This is a genomic window from Rhizobium sp. 22-785-1 (assembly GCF_053521965.1).
The window spans coordinates 939622-954669 of the sequence record NZ_JBNWDI010000001.1; the positions used below are offsets into that span (position 1 = coordinate 939622).

17 protein-coding genes are annotated in these 15048 nt (G+C 60.3%); 9 read left to right on the forward strand and 8 right to left on the reverse strand.

The window, feature by feature from the left end; all coding sequences use genetic code 11:
- Positions 1 to 30: 30 nt before the first annotated feature.
- The 3 genes from ACQZ5M_RS04435 to ACQZ5M_RS04445 all read right to left on the reverse strand — a co-directional run bounded on the left by ACQZ5M_RS04435 (position 31) and on the right by ACQZ5M_RS04445 (position 2232).
- Positions 31 to 975, reverse strand: a complete 945-nt coding sequence (locus ACQZ5M_RS04435) for a VOC family protein (protein WP_449079154.1) — start codon at positions 973 to 975, stop codon at positions 31 to 33.
- A 144-nt stretch (positions 976 to 1119) separates the two neighbouring features.
- Positions 1120 to 1812, reverse strand: a complete 693-nt coding sequence (gene ung / locus ACQZ5M_RS04440) for a uracil-DNA glycosylase (protein WP_449079155.1) — start codon at positions 1810 to 1812, stop codon at positions 1120 to 1122.
- A gap of 24 nt (positions 1813 to 1836) precedes the next feature.
- Entirely contained in the window at positions 1837 to 2232 is a 396-nt protein-coding gene (locus ACQZ5M_RS04445; RefSeq protein WP_296020200.1) for a VOC family protein, read from the reverse strand.
- A 252-nt stretch (positions 2233 to 2484) separates the two neighbouring features.
- On the opposite strand from ACQZ5M_RS04445, the gene ACQZ5M_RS04450 reads away from it, so the two are divergent.
- The gene (locus tag ACQZ5M_RS04450; protein ID WP_449079156.1) at positions 2485 to 2850 is read left to right on the forward strand and encodes a YbaN family protein; all 366 of its coding nucleotides are present in this window, start codon (positions 2485 to 2487) and stop codon (positions 2848 to 2850) included.
- Positions 2851 to 2859: 9 nt separating this feature from the next.
- Here the strand turns inward: ACQZ5M_RS04450 and ACQZ5M_RS04455 are convergent, their stop codons facing one another.
- From ACQZ5M_RS04455 to ACQZ5M_RS04465, 3 genes are read right to left on the reverse strand one after another with little or no spacing between them, the layout of a single operon-like run.
- Entirely contained in the window at positions 2860 to 3642 is a 783-nt protein-coding gene (locus ACQZ5M_RS04455) for a heme ABC transporter ATP-binding protein (protein WP_296078324.1), read from the reverse strand.
- The gene (locus ACQZ5M_RS04460; RefSeq protein WP_449079157.1) at positions 3639 to 4727 is read right to left on the reverse strand and encodes a FecCD family ABC transporter permease; all 1089 of its coding nucleotides are present in this window, start codon (positions 4725 to 4727) and stop codon (positions 3639 to 3641) included. Before ACQZ5M_RS04460 ends, ACQZ5M_RS04455 begins: the two co-directional genes overlap by 4 nt.
- Entirely contained in the window at positions 4724 to 5611 is an 888-nt protein-coding gene (locus ACQZ5M_RS04465; protein ID WP_449079158.1) for a heme/hemin ABC transporter substrate-binding protein, read from the reverse strand. The genes ACQZ5M_RS04460 and ACQZ5M_RS04465 overlap by 4 nt, the downstream gene beginning before the upstream one ends.
- 184 nt (positions 5612 to 5795) lie before the next feature.
- Between ACQZ5M_RS04465 and ACQZ5M_RS04470 the strand changes: the two genes are divergently transcribed.
- The 4 genes from ACQZ5M_RS04470 to ACQZ5M_RS04485 all read left to right on the forward strand — a co-directional run bounded on the left by ACQZ5M_RS04470 (position 5796) and on the right by ACQZ5M_RS04485 (position 8262).
- Positions 5796 to 6143 carry an antibiotic biosynthesis monooxygenase family protein gene (locus ACQZ5M_RS04470; RefSeq protein ID WP_296036309.1) on the forward strand — a complete coding sequence of 116 codons (348 nt, stop codon included), beginning with the start codon at positions 5796 to 5798 and terminating at the stop codon, positions 6141 to 6143.
- Positions 6144 to 6157: 14 nt separating this feature from the next.
- On the forward strand, positions 6158 to 6673 hold the full coding sequence (gene hutX, locus ACQZ5M_RS04475) for a heme utilization cystosolic carrier protein HutX (protein ID WP_449079159.1): 516 nt from the start codon (positions 6158 to 6160) through the stop codon (positions 6671 to 6673).
- Positions 6674 to 6918: 245 nt separating this feature from the next.
- Complete coding sequence (gene purU / locus ACQZ5M_RS04480) at positions 6919 to 7803, forward strand: formyltetrahydrofolate deformylase (RefSeq protein WP_296020221.1); 885 nt, start codon at positions 6919 to 6921, stop codon at positions 7801 to 7803.
- 99 nt (positions 7804 to 7902) lie between these two features.
- Complete coding sequence (locus ACQZ5M_RS04485) at positions 7903 to 8262, forward strand: hypothetical protein (RefSeq protein ID WP_296020224.1); 360 nt, start codon at positions 7903 to 7905, stop codon at positions 8260 to 8262.
- Positions 8263 to 8319: 57 nt separating this feature from the next.
- On the opposite strand, the gene ACQZ5M_RS04490 is transcribed toward ACQZ5M_RS04485, so the two are convergent.
- Together ACQZ5M_RS04490 and ACQZ5M_RS04495 are read right to left on the reverse strand one after the other, a co-directional pair.
- On the reverse strand, positions 8320 to 9693 hold the full coding sequence (locus ACQZ5M_RS04490) for a sensor histidine kinase (protein ID WP_449079160.1): 1374 nt from the start codon (positions 9691 to 9693) through the stop codon (positions 8320 to 8322).
- A complete protein-coding gene (locus ACQZ5M_RS04495; protein WP_112358502.1) occupies positions 9690 to 10370 on the reverse strand; it encodes a response regulator in 681 nt (226 codons plus the stop codon). Before ACQZ5M_RS04495 ends, ACQZ5M_RS04490 begins: the two co-directional genes overlap by 4 nt.
- A gap of 128 nt (positions 10371 to 10498) precedes the next feature.
- Here ACQZ5M_RS04495 and ACQZ5M_RS04500 point away from each other — a divergent pair, with 128 nt between their 5' ends.
- The 4 genes from ACQZ5M_RS04500 to ACQZ5M_RS04515 all read left to right on the forward strand — a co-directional run bounded on the left by ACQZ5M_RS04500 (position 10499) and on the right by ACQZ5M_RS04515 (position 14937).
- On the forward strand, positions 10499 to 11566 hold the full coding sequence (locus ACQZ5M_RS04500; RefSeq protein WP_296016684.1) for an ABC transporter substrate-binding protein: 1068 nt from the start codon (positions 10499 to 10501) through the stop codon (positions 11564 to 11566).
- Between the two features lie 322 nt (positions 11567 to 11888).
- The gene (locus ACQZ5M_RS04505) at positions 11889 to 12833 is read left to right on the forward strand and encodes a Bug family tripartite tricarboxylate transporter substrate binding protein (protein ID WP_296016682.1); all 945 of its coding nucleotides are present in this window, start codon (positions 11889 to 11891) and stop codon (positions 12831 to 12833) included.
- Positions 12830 to 13324 (forward strand): tripartite tricarboxylate transporter TctB family protein, encoded by a 495-nt coding sequence (locus ACQZ5M_RS04510; RefSeq protein WP_296016680.1) that lies wholly within the window; start codon positions 12830 to 12832, stop codon positions 13322 to 13324. The genes ACQZ5M_RS04505 and ACQZ5M_RS04510 overlap by 4 nt, the downstream gene beginning before the upstream one ends.
- Positions 13325 to 13419: 95 nt before the next feature.
- On the forward strand, positions 13420 to 14937 hold the full coding sequence (locus tag ACQZ5M_RS04515) for a tripartite tricarboxylate transporter permease (protein WP_296016679.1): 1518 nt from the start codon (positions 13420 to 13422) through the stop codon (positions 14935 to 14937).
- Positions 14938 to 15048 lie beyond the last annotated feature (111 nt).

Below are 15048 nucleotides of genomic sequence, written 5' to 3' on the forward strand. Positions count from 1 at the left end.
CCATCACTGCCAGCCGCTCTTCGCATCGGTTCAAGCCTTGGCAGGGCCATCCAGGGGCTCTAGATGCTGCTCGAGGAAGGGCCGCAGATGCTTGTGCTGCTCAGGCAATTGCAGCGCTTCACCCAGATGCGCGGTGTCCTCATCACGGTCGAAGCCCGGCTCGTTGGTGGCGATTTCGAACAGCACACCGCCCGGCGTGCGGAAATAGATCGCCCAGAAGTAATCGCGGTCGATGACCGGCGTGACCTGATAGCCCGTATCCATCAGCGCTTTTCTGACTTCCAACTGCTTGGCGCGGTTTTCCACGGCAAAGGCAATGTGATGGACCGAGCCGGCACCCAGACGCGCGCCGGAAATATTTGGCATGGTCTCGATATCGATCACATCGGCACCATTGCCACCGGGAATGCCAAGACGGATAACGCCATCCTGCCGGTCGATTTCCTGATAGCCCATGAACTTCAGCAGTTCGGCGGTCGCACCTTCATCGCGCAGCCTAAGCGACGCACCCTGGAAGCCATGGATCGCCTGGTCCTGACCGACACCGTTGCCCGTGAACTGGGCACGGCCGTCATCCTTGACTTCCACGAGTGCGAAGCCATCACCATCGGGACCTGAAAAATGCAGGCGCTTGTTGCCGAAGGCTTCATCGGTTTTCAGACCTTCGACATTTGCTTTGACAAGACGGTCCTGCCAGTAACCGAGCGAACCCTCCGGCACCGAGAACAACGTGGTGCCGACCTCGCCAGTACCCGGACGTCCGCGAGCGATATGCGGAAACGGGAAGTAGGTCATGACCGAACCTGGAGAGCCGACCTCATCGCCGTAATAGAGGTGATAGACATCCGGCGCATCGAAATTGACCGTCTGTTTCACGCGGCGCAGGCCGAGTGTATCGGTGAAAAAGCGGTTATTGCCGGATGCACTCCCGGCCATGGAGGTGACGTGGTGCAGGCCCTTGATCTGGTTCAACATGATAAAACCCTTATCCTTCGGCGGTTGCTTCATTCTGGAAGCATGTGCCTTGTTCGATGGGCTGAAGATGGTGCAGATCGGTCTCGTCGCATAGTGTGAACAATCAGAACGGATCGTTCTTTTTCTGGGAACGATCCAACTGTCTCACACGTCGTCCGGCAACTGCCAGTCGATCGGGTCTCGTCCATGCGAGACGAGGAAGGCATTGGCCTTTGAGAAATGGTGGTTGCCGAAGAAGCCGTTATGGGCGGAAAGCGGCGATGGGTGGACCGATTTCAGCGCCAGATGTTTGCGCTGATCGACGAAAGACGCTTTCTTCTGGGCGTAAGCGCCCCAGAGCAGAAACACCACATGGTCACATTGCTCGTTCACCGTGCGGATGACGGCATCGGTGAACTTCTCCCAGCCCTGGCCTTGATGCGAAGCGGCGCGTGCCTGCTCCACGGTGAGCACGCTGTTGAGGAGCAGAACGCCTTGCTTCGCCCAGTTCTCCAGAAAACCGTGCTTGACGGGATGGACCCCGAGATCGCTCTGCAGTTCCTTGTAAATATTCACGAGCGAGGGCGGGATGCGCACGCCGGGCTGCACCGAAAAGCACAAGCCATGCGCCTGGCCCGGACCATGATACGGGTCCTGACCGAGGATCACGACCTTGACCTCATCGAGCGGTGTCAGGTCCAATGCACGAAAATATTCGGGTCCCTTGGGAAAGATCTGCTTTCCGGCCTCTTTCTCGGCCAGCAGAAAGCCCTTGAGCTTCTGCATATAGGGGCTGTCAAATTCTGCCGACAGCGCCTGTTTCCAGCTCTCTTCCAGCTTTACGCCAGCCTCTGCCATGGTGAGCCATCTTTCATAAGGGGCTTATTTGAAGCGGTTGCCTCGCTGCAGCACTTCGATCTTGTAGCCATCCGGATCGCAGATGAAGAAATACTTGGCGAAGGATGCCCCTTTGTAATCTGCCTCGATAATCTTGCCAACAGACAGACCAAGCTCGGACAGGCGCTGATGCTCGGCATCCACGTCTTCGACGCTGACGGCCAGATGACCGTAACCGTCGCCCAGCGCGTAAGGCACTTCACGGCCCTTGTTCACCGTCAATTCCAACTCGAAATCGCCTGCGGCGTTGCTGAGGTAGATCAGCGTGAAGGTATCGAACTCAAAGCGGTCAGCGATGTCGAGATCGAAAGCCTGCTTGTAAAAATCCACCGAACGTTTTTCGTCCAGCACCCGAACCATCGAGTGGACCAACTTCGCCATGGTGTTTTCCTTCTTCCTGTCAAAGCGCCTCGCGATCTGTGCGATCCGCTTCTCACGCTTTACGTTTTCGTTGTCGCATACCGTCATTCCAAAACCGCTATAGGTTTGGCACGCCATGCTCCGTCCGGTTATATCCCGGCATTTTGGCAGCCAAATAAAGCCGGAACGCAGATATTTCAACCCCTTGGCGAGGCACCCGGCGCTGACACGCTTTTCCTTTGTCAGTCTGGCACGCGCGTGTTACCGGCAGATATGCGCATATTTTATCTCTGTCTCGGCTGTCTGATGGTCGCCACGGGCGTGGTCGGAGCCTTTCTGCCTCTACTTCCCACGACACCTTTTCTTCTGCTTGCGCTCTGGTGTTTTTCCAAATCGTCGCCCCGGCTGGAAGCCTGGCTGCTGAACCACCCGCGCTTCGGCAAATCCTTAAGCAACTGGCGCGAGCACGGCGCTATCCCGCGTCGGGCCAAAATCGCCGCTGTCTCTTTGATGACAATGAGTTACCTGATTTACGTCTTCATCATCGCGCCACCAGCGCTTTACGCAGTGATCGTCGCGGTCGTGATGATCGGCGCCGGAACCTTCGTCGTCACGCGCCCCTCGCCGCCCAAAGGCTGACGTGGCGGCCTAACGATGACGCGCCTGCGGCAGCACATAGGCAATGTGATCGGCTGGCAGACGCCCCACTGCGCCACCCACGCCATAGACACGCGCAATCGTTTCGTCGTTGATGGTTTCGAGCGCTGATCCGCAAGCCGTCACAGCCCCTCGATGCATGACGATAAGTTGATCGGCAAACTCCGCTGCGAGATTGAGATCATGCAGGATCGCCAGCACCGTGCCGCCAGCGGCAACGAAGTCTTTGGCTGTTTCCAGGACCGAAATCTGATGGCCAAGGTCGAGGCTTGAAGTCGGTTCATCCAGCAGCAGCACGCGGCTTTCGCCATTCTCCAGCGGATACGGGACCTGCGCAAGTGCGCGGGCAAACTGCACCCGCTGCTGCTCTCCGCCCGACAGCATATTATAGGCTCGCCCCTCAAAACCGCTTAAACCCACTTTCGCAAGCGCCCGTCGTGCCTGTTCATCGGGAATGCGAGAACCTTGGGCGACGGCTCCCATCCGCACGATTTCCAGTGCGGTGAAGGGAAAGGCGAGCACCGTGCTCTGCGGCAAAACGGCGCGAAGACGGGCAAGCTGCACAGGAGAGAAGACGGAGAGGTCGACATTGCCATAAGCCACCTCTCCCGCATCCGGCGCCAGCTCGCCGCACAACACCTTCATCAGCGTCGATTTGCCAGCACCATTCGGGCCGATAATGACGCTGAATGTGCCGGGCGAAAGGCTGATCGAGACGTTATCGATGAGGTGCCGTTGTCCACGCGTGACAGTGACATTGCGCGCCGAAATCATGTCGTGCTCCTCAACCCGAGGCCGTTCTTGCCAAGCAGCAGGAAGAGGAAGACCGGCGCGCCGATCAGCGCCATCACCACGCCGATCGGAAGTTCGGCAGGCGCAGCAACGGTGCGCGCAAAACTGTCGGCCAGCAGCAGCAGTGCTGCTCCCCCGATTGCCGATGACGGCAACAGGAAGCGATGCGACGAGCCTATGACGAGGCGCAACAGATGCGGCACGACGATGCCAACGAAGCCGATGGAGCCGGCGGCTGCGACACTCGCGCCACAAGCGGCCGCCACCACAACGATGACGATGCGCTTCAGCCGCTGCACAGGAATGCCCATGTGGAAGGCTGCCGCGTCGCCAAGGATCAGCGCATCGAGCCCCTTGGAAACGAAGGGAATGCTGGCAAGGATCGCCAGCACGAAGGGCAGCGTCGCCAGCACCTTGGTCGACGTTGCACCACCCAGAGACCCGAGGCTCCAGAAAGTGATGTCGCGCAGCGCCCGGTCATCGGCCATGAAGATCATCAGGCCGGTCAGCGCGCCGCTCAAAGCAGCCACCGCAATACCAGCAAGGATCAGCACCGTGGTCGACGTCGCCCCATTGCGGGTGGCGATCAGATAAAGCAGGAAGGTGTTGATCAGCCCACCGGCAAAGGCCACCACCGGCAGAAAGTGAACGCCGAGAAACAGCGAAAGGGGTGCCAGAACCCCGCCGCCCAGCGCCAGAGCAGCCACCGCGAAAAGAGCAGCGCCGGAGGTGACGCCGACGAGCCCCGGATCGGCCAGTGGATTGCGAAACAGCCCCTGCATCATCGCACCGGAAACGGCAAGTGCCGCGCCGATCATCAGGCCGAGCCCGGTGCGGGGTAAACGCACAGCCTCAAGAATAACGCGGTCGCGCGCATCCATGTCCGCCGCACCGCCGGTAAAATAGAGCCAGAGTTCATGTAAGCCCACACCGGTTGGGCCGCTTGCCAGCGACACGAGGCAGGCGAGAAGCAGGATGAGGCAGAGCGCGACTAGGGTAAGTAGACCCTTGCGGGACCGATCCCCCGGCACTCTTCCCACTGTTGCATTCACTGCAACAGCGCTCACGGCTTGACGATCTCCGGATAGAGCTTCGACGCCAGCTCGCGTCCGGCAGCGGGCGTGCGTGGACCAAAGCCGATCAGGTAAAGTCCGTCCATGCTGATCAAGGCTTTTGCAGCAGCGGCAGGTGTGGACTGGAAGGCGGGCAGCACAAAGACATCGTCTGGCTTTGCCGCGTGATCGCCACGCTGCATGGTAAGAATGACATCGGGGGCTGCGGCAATCACCGCCTCATCCGTCAGCGGCTTGTAGCCGGTGATCTCAGGTGCGGCATTGACGCCGCCTGCAAGCTCGATGATCGCTGCCGCCTCGGTATCCTTGCCCGCGGCCATGATGCGCCCACCCGCCATGGACAACACGAAGAGCACACGCTTTTTCTCGGTCCCGACGGCGGTCACATCCTTGGAGAGAGTAGCCAAGTCGGCATCGACCTTATCGGCCAGAACCCTGGCCTTGTCCGCAAGGCCGACAGCCGCACCGACATCCTCGATCTTCTTGCCGATCGCCTTGGCATCCGGGGGCGTATCCACCGTCACCATCGGCACTTCGCTGGCTTTCAGAATGCCGATCACATCCGGCGGGCCCGCACCATCTTCAGACAGGATCAGGTCCGGCTTCTGCGCCAGAACGCCTTCGGAAGAGAGCGCCCGCATATAGCCGACATCCGGCTTGGCGGTGACCTCTGCGGGATAGGTGCTGGTCGAATCGCGGGCAATCACCCGGTCGCCCGCACCAAGCGCGTAGAGAATTTCCGTGATTGTGCCGCCGACCGAGACGATCCGCTTGGCGTCCGGATTGCCCTTCTCAGATGCCCCCGCCGGGAGCGGCACGGCAGTGACCAGCGCTGGCAAAAGAACACCAAGGAAAGCGGAACGAACGGAAATCGGCATGTGAGAACCCTGCTATCGAACAGCGCGGCAAGACCGCCGCACATAAGTTGAGTTATTTACACATCTTTAAAACACACACAATCCATTAAAGTGGAGTATTTCACCTACCTTTTAGATTTTGCTCTTTTCATTTGGCGAAGCGCTCAATATCCTGACTGTCAAACACCACTTAATGGAGACAAAAATGTTTATTGCAATGAACCGCTTCCGCGTCGTCCCGGGCTATGAGGAAGCCTTCGAGACCATCTGGCGCGAGCGCAAGCGCCACCTCAGCGAAATGCCGGGCTACCTCGAATTCCACATGCTGAAGGGCGCGACGGCAGAAGACCATACGCTTTATGCCTCCCACACCGTCTGGGCCACCAAGGAAGACTTCACCGCTTGGACGCGCTCCGAGCAGTTCCGTGCAGCACACGCTAATGCCGGCAACAATCGCGGCAAGGTCGAGTATCTCTCCGGCCCGCATTTCGAAGGCTTCGACGTCATCATCCATGAGGACAAGAACGGCGAAACACTTTCGGTCGCCGCATGACGATGAGTGCGCTGATGACAGACGAAGCCGATGAGCGACGCCGCCGCGCTGAAGCAGCACTGGCCGAAAAGCCGGATGGCGTGGTCGAAGCCATTGCCGGCAAGGCAAACGTGACGCCTGCCGAGATCCTGGCGATCCTGCCGCGCGGTGCCGCAATCCAGGCTCCTGCCGAAAGCTTCAACGCCATCTGGGAAGAGCTGCGCAGCTGGGGCGAAATCCTGATTATAGTCCAGACGCCGGATATCGTCTTCGAAGTGGCGGGCACGCTGCCGGAAGGCAGCGAAGGCCATGGCTGGTTCAACATCCATGGTGACAGCCCGATTGGGGGCCATATCAAGAAGGAGGCGTGCGTCTCCATTGCCTTCGTCGACCGCACCTTCCACGGACGCCGTTCGCTTTCGGTCTGGTTCATGAATGCGGCGGGCAATGCCATGTTCAAGATCTTCGTGCGCCGCGATGCCGAGAAGCAACTGCTTGCTCACCAGGTGGTCTGCTTCGAGACCCTGCGCGACAGTTTTGCGCCTGATTGAAGCGCTTCAAGCCTGCCGCGCGCCACAGCGCGGCGGCTTTCCGCGAGCCGAATGCGCTTGCCCACGCCGCGTCAATGCACTCCTGCTTTGAACATCGGATGTCGCTCCCGGCATGTTCAGCGCGCCTTGCGTGCCTTATGAATTCAACACATTGATCTGAAGCGTGAAAGGGATGCAGCGGAAGACTTGCGCTGACGCCTGCTTGCGCTATTAGGCACCAGGAAGACCGCGAGGGGACAGACCAGATGACGACCTATGTATTGACCGTAGCCTGCCAATCGACACGCGGAATTGTCGCCGCCATCTCAGGCTATCTCGCGGAAAAGGGTTGCAATATCGTCGATAGCTCGCAGTTCGACGATCTCGAAACCGGCAAGTTCTTCATGCGCGTCTCCTTCATTTCAGAAGAGGGCGTGTCGCTTGCAGAGATCAAGCAAGGCTTCGCGCCGGTTGCCGAGCGTTTCAAGATGGAAGCCGAAATATTCCATGATGGCGAGCGTACCAAGACGCTGCTGATGGTGTCGCGTTTTGGCCATTGTCTCAACGATCTGCTCTACCGTTGGAAGATAGGCGCGCTGCCCATCGATATCGTTGGCGTCGTGTCCAACCACTTCGATTACCAGAAGGTCGTCGTCAACCATGACATCCCCTTCCACCACATCAAGGTGACGAAGGAAAACAAGCCGAAGGCAGAAGCGCAGCTGAACGACCTGATCGAAAGCACCGGCACCGAACTCGTGGTGCTGGCGCGCTACATGCAGGTTCTGTCTGATGACATGTGCCGCAAGATGTCCGGCAAGATCATCAACATTCACCACTCCTTCCTGCCAAGCTTCAAGGGTGCCAACCCCTACAAGCAGGCCTATGAGCGCGGCGTGAAGCTGATTGGCGCCACCGCCCATTACGTCACCGCCGATCTCGACGAAGGCCCAATCATCGAGCAGGACACGGTGCGCATCACCCACGCACAGTCGGCAGAGGATTATGTTTCGCTCGGCCGCGATGTTGAAAGCCAGGTGCTCGCCCGCGCCATCCACGCCCACATCCACCACCGCACCTTCATCAACGGCAACCGCACCGTGGTCTTCCCGCCAAGCCCGGGATCCTATGCGTCGGAGCGGATGGGCTGATAGCCAAGCCTCGGGGAAGCCGAAATTAATTTTGGGCAATAAGCAACTGACGGCGCGCCGCGCCGTTTCTCTTGCGCAGTACAACGAAGAGGCTTCCTCATGAAAAAGCTGATTATCGCAGGCGCCGCACTCTTCCTCGCGGCCGGAACCGCTTTCGCGCAGCAGCCACCTCCGCCGCCCCCGCCAGCACCGCCGGCCGATGGCATGGCCAAGCCTGATGCACCTCCGCCCCCGCCACCGCCAGGTCCTCGCGGCCCGATGGAACGCGGCCCCGGCCCAGATGGCCCAGGCCCTGACGGTCCACGCGGTCACATGCCTCCTCCGCCGCCGCCTGCCAAGGGCGCGCATTTCCGCATCGAAAACGGCGACAGCAAGATCGACGTAAAGTGTGCGGACGACGAGCCCATGAAGGCTTGCGCCGACATCATGATGCAGATCATCGACAAGGTGAACGAATAAACCTTCTGGAACGGGCGGGATGGCGATCAGCTCCCCTGCCCCTTCCATCTTGACCGATCAGAAGCGGATCGACGCTTTCAAGCCCCGCCCATCGGTCCCATCCTCGAGAACAAGCTGCGCCTTGAAGAGCGTCGCAATCTCCTCGACGATCGCCAATCCCAGACCGGCTCCCGGCGCCACATTCCCCTCGCCGCGCGCAAAACGCTGACGCACGACAGCGCGTTTTTCAGGCGGGATGCCGATGCCGTTATCCTCCACTTCCAGACAGGCTCTGCCTTCGATCTTGCGCACCCGCACGGTGATTTCCGAGCCGCGCCCAGCGTAAGCAATCGCGTTGCTGATAAGGTTGCCGAGAAGCTCTCGAAGCAGCAGCGGTTCGGCCTCGACCATTGCGGACTCGACCTCCTCGAAGCCGAGATCGATATCGGCCTCTGCCGCGCTCGGCACGAAATCGGCCGTCACGGACTGCGCGAGCGCCACGAGATCGACCGCGACGAGGCTCTGCTTTTCGCCCGAGCCTGCGGCATCGATATTGGCCATGCGCAAAAGCTGCGCCAGAATATGCTCTGCATGGGCAACGGAAGCATCGCCCTTCTTCGCCGCCGCCTTGGCTTCTTCCAGCGTCTGGGCGCGCGCAGCGAGCGCGAGCTGCGTGCGGATAATGGCAAGCGGCGTGCGCAACTGATGGCTGGCATTGCCGGTAAAGTGACGCAGCGCATCAAGCGCCGATTGCAGCCGCACCATGAAGGAGTTGACCGTCTCCACCAGATTTTCAACCTCAACCGGCACGGATTGCCGGATAGGATGCAGATCGTCCGGGCTGCGCTCGCCAATCGCCTCGCTCAAGCGATAGAGCGGGCGAAGCGAAATCGTCACCGCCACCCAGACGATGGCCGCAGCACCGAGAATCATCAAGAGCAGGCGTAGCGCCGAGCGCAGGATGATGGCGCGGGCAAGCCGGCTGCGGGCAATGGTGGTTTCCGCAACGGTGACGGTAAAGGGCACGGAATTGATGCCGGTGGAGGCAAAGCGGCGCAGCGCCGCAACGCGGATCGGCTCGCCGCGAAACACCGCATCCTGAAAGCGTGGGCTGTCGCCTTGCAGACCGTTCACCGAAGGGAGGTTCTGATAGCCGGTCAAAAACTGGCCGTTCGGGCCATCCACCCGATAAAAGACGCGATCCTGCGCCGCCGACGTCAGCATTTCCAGCGCGACATAGGGGATGTCGACCTCAAGCGTGCCATTTTCCGCCACCACCACCCGTTCCGCTATTGCTAGCGCTGAGCCAGACAGCACCCGGTCGGACACGATGTTGGCGGTGTTGATTGCCTCGCGATAGGTATCGGCAAGCGCCACGCAGCCGATGATCGCGGTAGACACCAGCAGCCAGCCGAGAAGCCTGCGCCGCAGCGAATAGGCCACTTTCCTCATTCGGCAGCCTCAGCCAGCCTTTCGAGATAGTAACCGATGCCGCGCGCGGTCTTCACCGTCAGCCCGTGGGGTGCAAGCCGCTTGCGCAGACGGCTAACATATTGCTCGATGGCATTGCCGGAAAGCTCGTCATCGAAACCGGTCAGCGACTGAACGATGGCTTCCTTCGCCACGACCTTGCCCGCCCGCATGAACAGAACCTCGAGCAATGCCACTTCGCGCGCCGGCAGATCGAGCGGATGACCGCCAGCGGAAAAGGTGCGTGAGGTGAGATCGAAAGAGACATTGCCGAAGCTGACGAGAGAGGAGCGTAGGCCCGCATTGCGCCGCAAAAGCACGCGCACCCGCGCCTCGAACTCGGCAATATCGAAGGGCTTGATCATGTAGTCGTCAGCGCCGAGATCGAGTCCCTTGACCTTCTCTTCCGGCGTGCCGCGGGCCGTCAAGATCAGAACGGCCGCCTTGTCCTGGCGCGCGCGCATGGAGCGCAGCACGTCGATGCCATCCTTTTCCGGCAGGTTGAGATCGAGAATGACGAGGTCGAAATTCTCCGCCGCAATTGCCGCATCCGCCGAATTGCCATCCGACACCACATCCACGGCATAGCCGCTGCCGCGCAACAGCGCAGACAGTCCCTCCGACAGAACCTGATTGTCCTCCACCAGCAGAATGCGCAAGCGTAAAACCCCTCTCTCATCCAGACGTTAGCGAAGTCGATATCGCTTGTGAATGGTCTGCGCGAGAAAGCAGACGCTTATGCAGGCCCGACTTGTGAAGAGCACCGCCCTGCGGCATGATCGCACCCATGCGTATCGCCCTTGCTCTTTGTGTCCTTCTTCTAGGCAGTGCCGCGTCTCAGGCGCAGCCAGTGCTTTTTCCGGCATTGTCCGGCAAGGCGGACGTCCAGACGCTGGTGGTCTACTCCTCGCTGGATGAGCCGCTGGCGACCCCGATGATCGAAGGATTCCAGCGCGCCAACCCGGACGTCGCCGTATCCTATGAGGACATGCTGACCGGCGAGATTTACGACCGCATCGTGGAGGAGACCGATAGCGGCAGAAGGACGGCGGACTTCGCCTTCTCCTCCGCCATGGACTTGCAGGTAAAGCTCAGCAATGACGGCTACGCGCAGCGCTCCGATCTGCCCGGCAGCGCGCTTTGGCCCGCCTGGGCCAATTGGCGCAATACCGCCTACGCGCTGACTTTCGAGCCCGCCGTTTTCGTCTATCACAAGCCAAGCTTCGTCAACGAGAAGCCACCCGCGAGCCGGGCTGAATTCGTCGAGTATCTGCAACGCCACGCCAAAGATGTGCATGGCCGCATTGCCACCTATGACATCGAGCGCTCCGGCGTCGGCTTCCTTTTCATGTCGCGCGACCAGGAGCAGTTCGGAGATATCTGGAATGTCATCAAAGCCATGGGGGCCGCAGGTGTAAAAGTCTATTCCACCAGTTCCGCCATTCTGGAACGCATCTCCGATGGCCGCTTCGTGCTGGGCTACAACATCCTCGGGTCCTACGCCGCAGACTGGGCCGCCCGCCACCCGGATGTCGGTATCATGCTGCCCAGCGACTATACCGTGGTCATGTCGCGCATCGGCCTCGTGCCGCAAGCCGCCGCCAATCCGGAACTCGGACGCCGCTACCTGCAGTTTTTCATGTCGAAGGAAGGCCAGACCATCATGGCACGGCAGCTGCAGATTCCGGCCGTCAGCCCGGAAGTGGCCGGCGAAAACACCGCCAACACAATGCAGGCCATCCATGGCGCACAATTGCGCCCTGTCCCGGTCAGCCCCGGCCTGATGGTCTATCTCGATCAGGTGAAGCGTGCGCGCATCATCGAGCGCTGGAACGAGGCGTTGCGGTCGCAGTAGACGGCTAACCTTTCCCATTATTCCTGCGACACGCACAGGAATGAGAAAACTTCACGCAAACCGCACGTCACAGCCCTCGCCGCAAAAATTAACAGCCGGTAAACGCCGCAACATTCCATCAGCGTCAGTTAAATGACAGCTTTGTGTGGTGCTCTGCAATTCTTCTTCATGCCGTGGAGGCGGGTGAGGAAGCGGGAGGCAAGTCTCATCGCAGTGTACCGTTCAACAGGCAGCGTCTTCGCGCCATGTCGGCAAATCTGCGTGCTCCTTCCGTTGTCAATGATCGCAACGATGCCCAAACGGCATTCAAGGAGGATTCACTTTGAAGCATTTTTTCCTCGCCTCGCTTCTGGCTGGCGCCATCGCTCTTCCCGCAGCAGCTGCTGATTACACCATCATCGCGCCTGCCAATCCGGGCGGCGGCTGGGACCAGACGGCCCGCTCGCTGCAGACGGTTCTGCAGGAAGAAGGCATTTCCAAGAGCGTGCAGGTTCAAAACGTTCCAGGCGCCGGCGGCACCATCGGTCTGGCCCAGTTCGCAAGCCAGCAGAAGGGCAACGCCAACGCGCTGATCGTTGGTGGCTATGTCATGGTTGGCGCTATCCTCACCAACAAGGCACCTGTGACCCTCAAGGACGTCACCCCGATCGCGCGTCTGACCGGTGAATATGAGGCGGTCGTTGTTCCGGCCTCCTCGCCGATCCAGACGATGGCTGAACTTATCGAGCAGCTGAAGAAGGATCCGGGCAGCGTGTCCTGGGGCGGCGGTTCGGCTGGCGGCACCGACCACATCACGGCGGGCCTGATTGCCAAGGCAGCAGGCGTCGATCCGACCAAGATCAACTACATCGCCTATTCCGGCGGCGGCGAAGCGCTTGCTTCCATCCTCGGCGCGCAGGTCACTGCCGGTATTTCCGGCTATGGCGAATTCGAAAGCCAGGTGAAGGCTGGAACGCTTCGCCTTCTCGCTGTCACCAGCGCAGAGAAGCTTCCGGGCGTTGACGCACCGACCCTGAAGGACAGCGGCCTCGACGTGGTCGTGCAGAACTGGCGCATGGTTGCCGCTCCTCCCGGCCTAACGCCCGATCAGGAAAAGGCCGTCAATGCCGATATCGAGAAGCTGGTCAAATCCGCCAAGTGGCAGGAAACGCTGAAGACGAAGGGTTGGACGGATACCTATCTCGCCGGTGAAGCCTTCAAGGCCGAACTTGCCAAGGATACGGCTGCAACCGAGACCATTCTCAAAGACATCGGACTTGTAAAATGAGCCAGGGTATCAACCCCTCACAGACACAAAAACGCCGCCCTGATTGGGCGGCGCTCCTCATCGCGGTGGCGCTCGTCGCCATCGCTGCCGTCATCTTCTGGGATTCCGGCCGTCTGGCCAGCGTTACCGGCTATTCGCCGGTCGGCCCCGCCACCGTGCCTTATGCCATCGCCTTCTGTCTTGTGGGTCTGGCGATCTGGACCGCCATCGAAGCCTGGCGCGGAGAGTTTCCTGAGCGTGACAAACAGGAGGTCGCACCCGTTGTCTGGGTTGTTGCCGGTCTTGCTGCACAGATGCTCCTGTTGAACATTGCAGGCTTTTCGATCGCCACCGGCCTGCTGTTTGCCTTTACCGCACGCGCCTTCGGAAAGAAGAAGCTGCACTACTCGATCCCGCTCGGCATCGTGATCAGCTTCGTCGTCTGGTTCATCTTCGCGCGTCTGCTGCAACTGTCGCTTCCGGCTGGTCCGTTCGAACAGCTTTTCATCTGAGTGCGACCACAATTTAGAACAACAAAGATCAGAGGCTTGACCGCAGCGGGATGCGAACTCCGCGGCAGCCTCGCCCGACAGGGGGACATCTGTCTATGAGCACATTCGAATTTCTATTGCACGGTCTTGAGGTTGCAGCCCAACCCATGAACCTGCTCTACGCGCTGATCGGCGTGACGCTCGGCACCGCCGTGGGCGTTCTGCCCGGTATCGGCCCGGCGCTGACCGTCGCCCTTCTCCTGCCCGTCACCTACCGGCTTGATCCCGCAGGTTCGCTGATCATGTTCGCCGGTATCTATTATGGCGGCATGTATGGTGGCTCGACCACCTCGATCCTGCTGAATACGCCAGGCGAAAGCGCCTCGATCGTGACCGCGCTGGAAGGCAACAAGATGGCTCGCAAGGGTCGTGGCGGTCCAGCGCTTGCCACCGCGGCCATCGGCTCCTTCGTCGCCGGTCTGATCGCAACGATCGCGCTCGCCTTCGTCGCGCCCTATATCGTCAAGCTGGCGCTGGTCTTCGGCCCGCGCGAATATTTTGCGCTGATGGTTCTGGCCTTCGTTACCGTTTCGTCCGCTTTCGGCGATTCCGCGCTGCGCGGCCTTACCTCGCTCTTCATCGGCTTTGCCCTTGCGATTGTCGGCATCGACCAGCTGACGGGTCAGACGCGCATGAGCTTCGGGGTGCCGGATCTTCTCGATGGCATCGAGGTCACCACATTGGCGGTCGCCATGTTCGCCATCGGCGAGACACTCTTCATCGTGGCTCAAGGCCAGACAGGCGAAGACAAGGTCGAAGCCGTCAAAGGTTCGGTCTGGATGAGCGCGCAGGATTGGGCACGCTCCTGGAAGCCATGGCTGCGCGGCACGTTAATCGGCTTCCCCATTGGCGCCATGCCTGCGGGCGGCGCGGAAATCGGCACCTTCCTGTCCTACGCGACCGAGAAGAAGCTGACCAAATATCCGGAAGAATTCGGCGAAGGCGCCATCGAAGGTGTGGCCGGTCCGGAAGCGGCCAACAATGCCTCGGCTGCCGGTACGCTCGTTCCGCTTCTGACGCTCGGCCTGCCCACCACGGCAACGGCTGCCATCATGCTGGCCGGTTTCCAGCAATACGGCCTGCAACCCGGCCCGCTGCTGTTTGCCACCAACCCTCAGCTCGTCTGGGGCCTGATTGCCAGCCTCTTCATCGCCAACCTCATGCTCCTGGTGTTGAACCTGCCGCTGATCGGCCTGTGGGTGAAGCTGCTGACCATTCCAAAGCCATGGCTCTATGCTGGCATTCTGCTGTTTGCGACGCTCGGCACCATTGGCGCCAACCCCTCGGTCTTCGAACTCGGCATGCTGCTGGCCTTCGGTATCCTCGGCTACATCATGCGCATCTTCGGCTATCCGATTGCGCCAGCCGTCGTTGGCCTTATCCTCGGCCCGCTGGCCGAACAGCAGTTGCGCCGTGCGCTGGCCATCGGTCAGGGTGATCCTTCGGTGCTCTTTACCTCGCCGATTGCCGTCGGCCTCTTCCTCGTCGCTGCCGCCGCCTTCATCATTCCGCTGATCATGCGTATCCGTGGACGTGGACAGGTTCTGACGCAGCTTGCGGCCAACGAAGACTGATACCGAACGACGAAACTTCCCGAGACTGAACCCCGCATCGTTCCCCGATGCGGGGTTTTTTCATGGCTCGATGCGCCGATAAGATCGCCATGCACCGCAATCCGGAACACA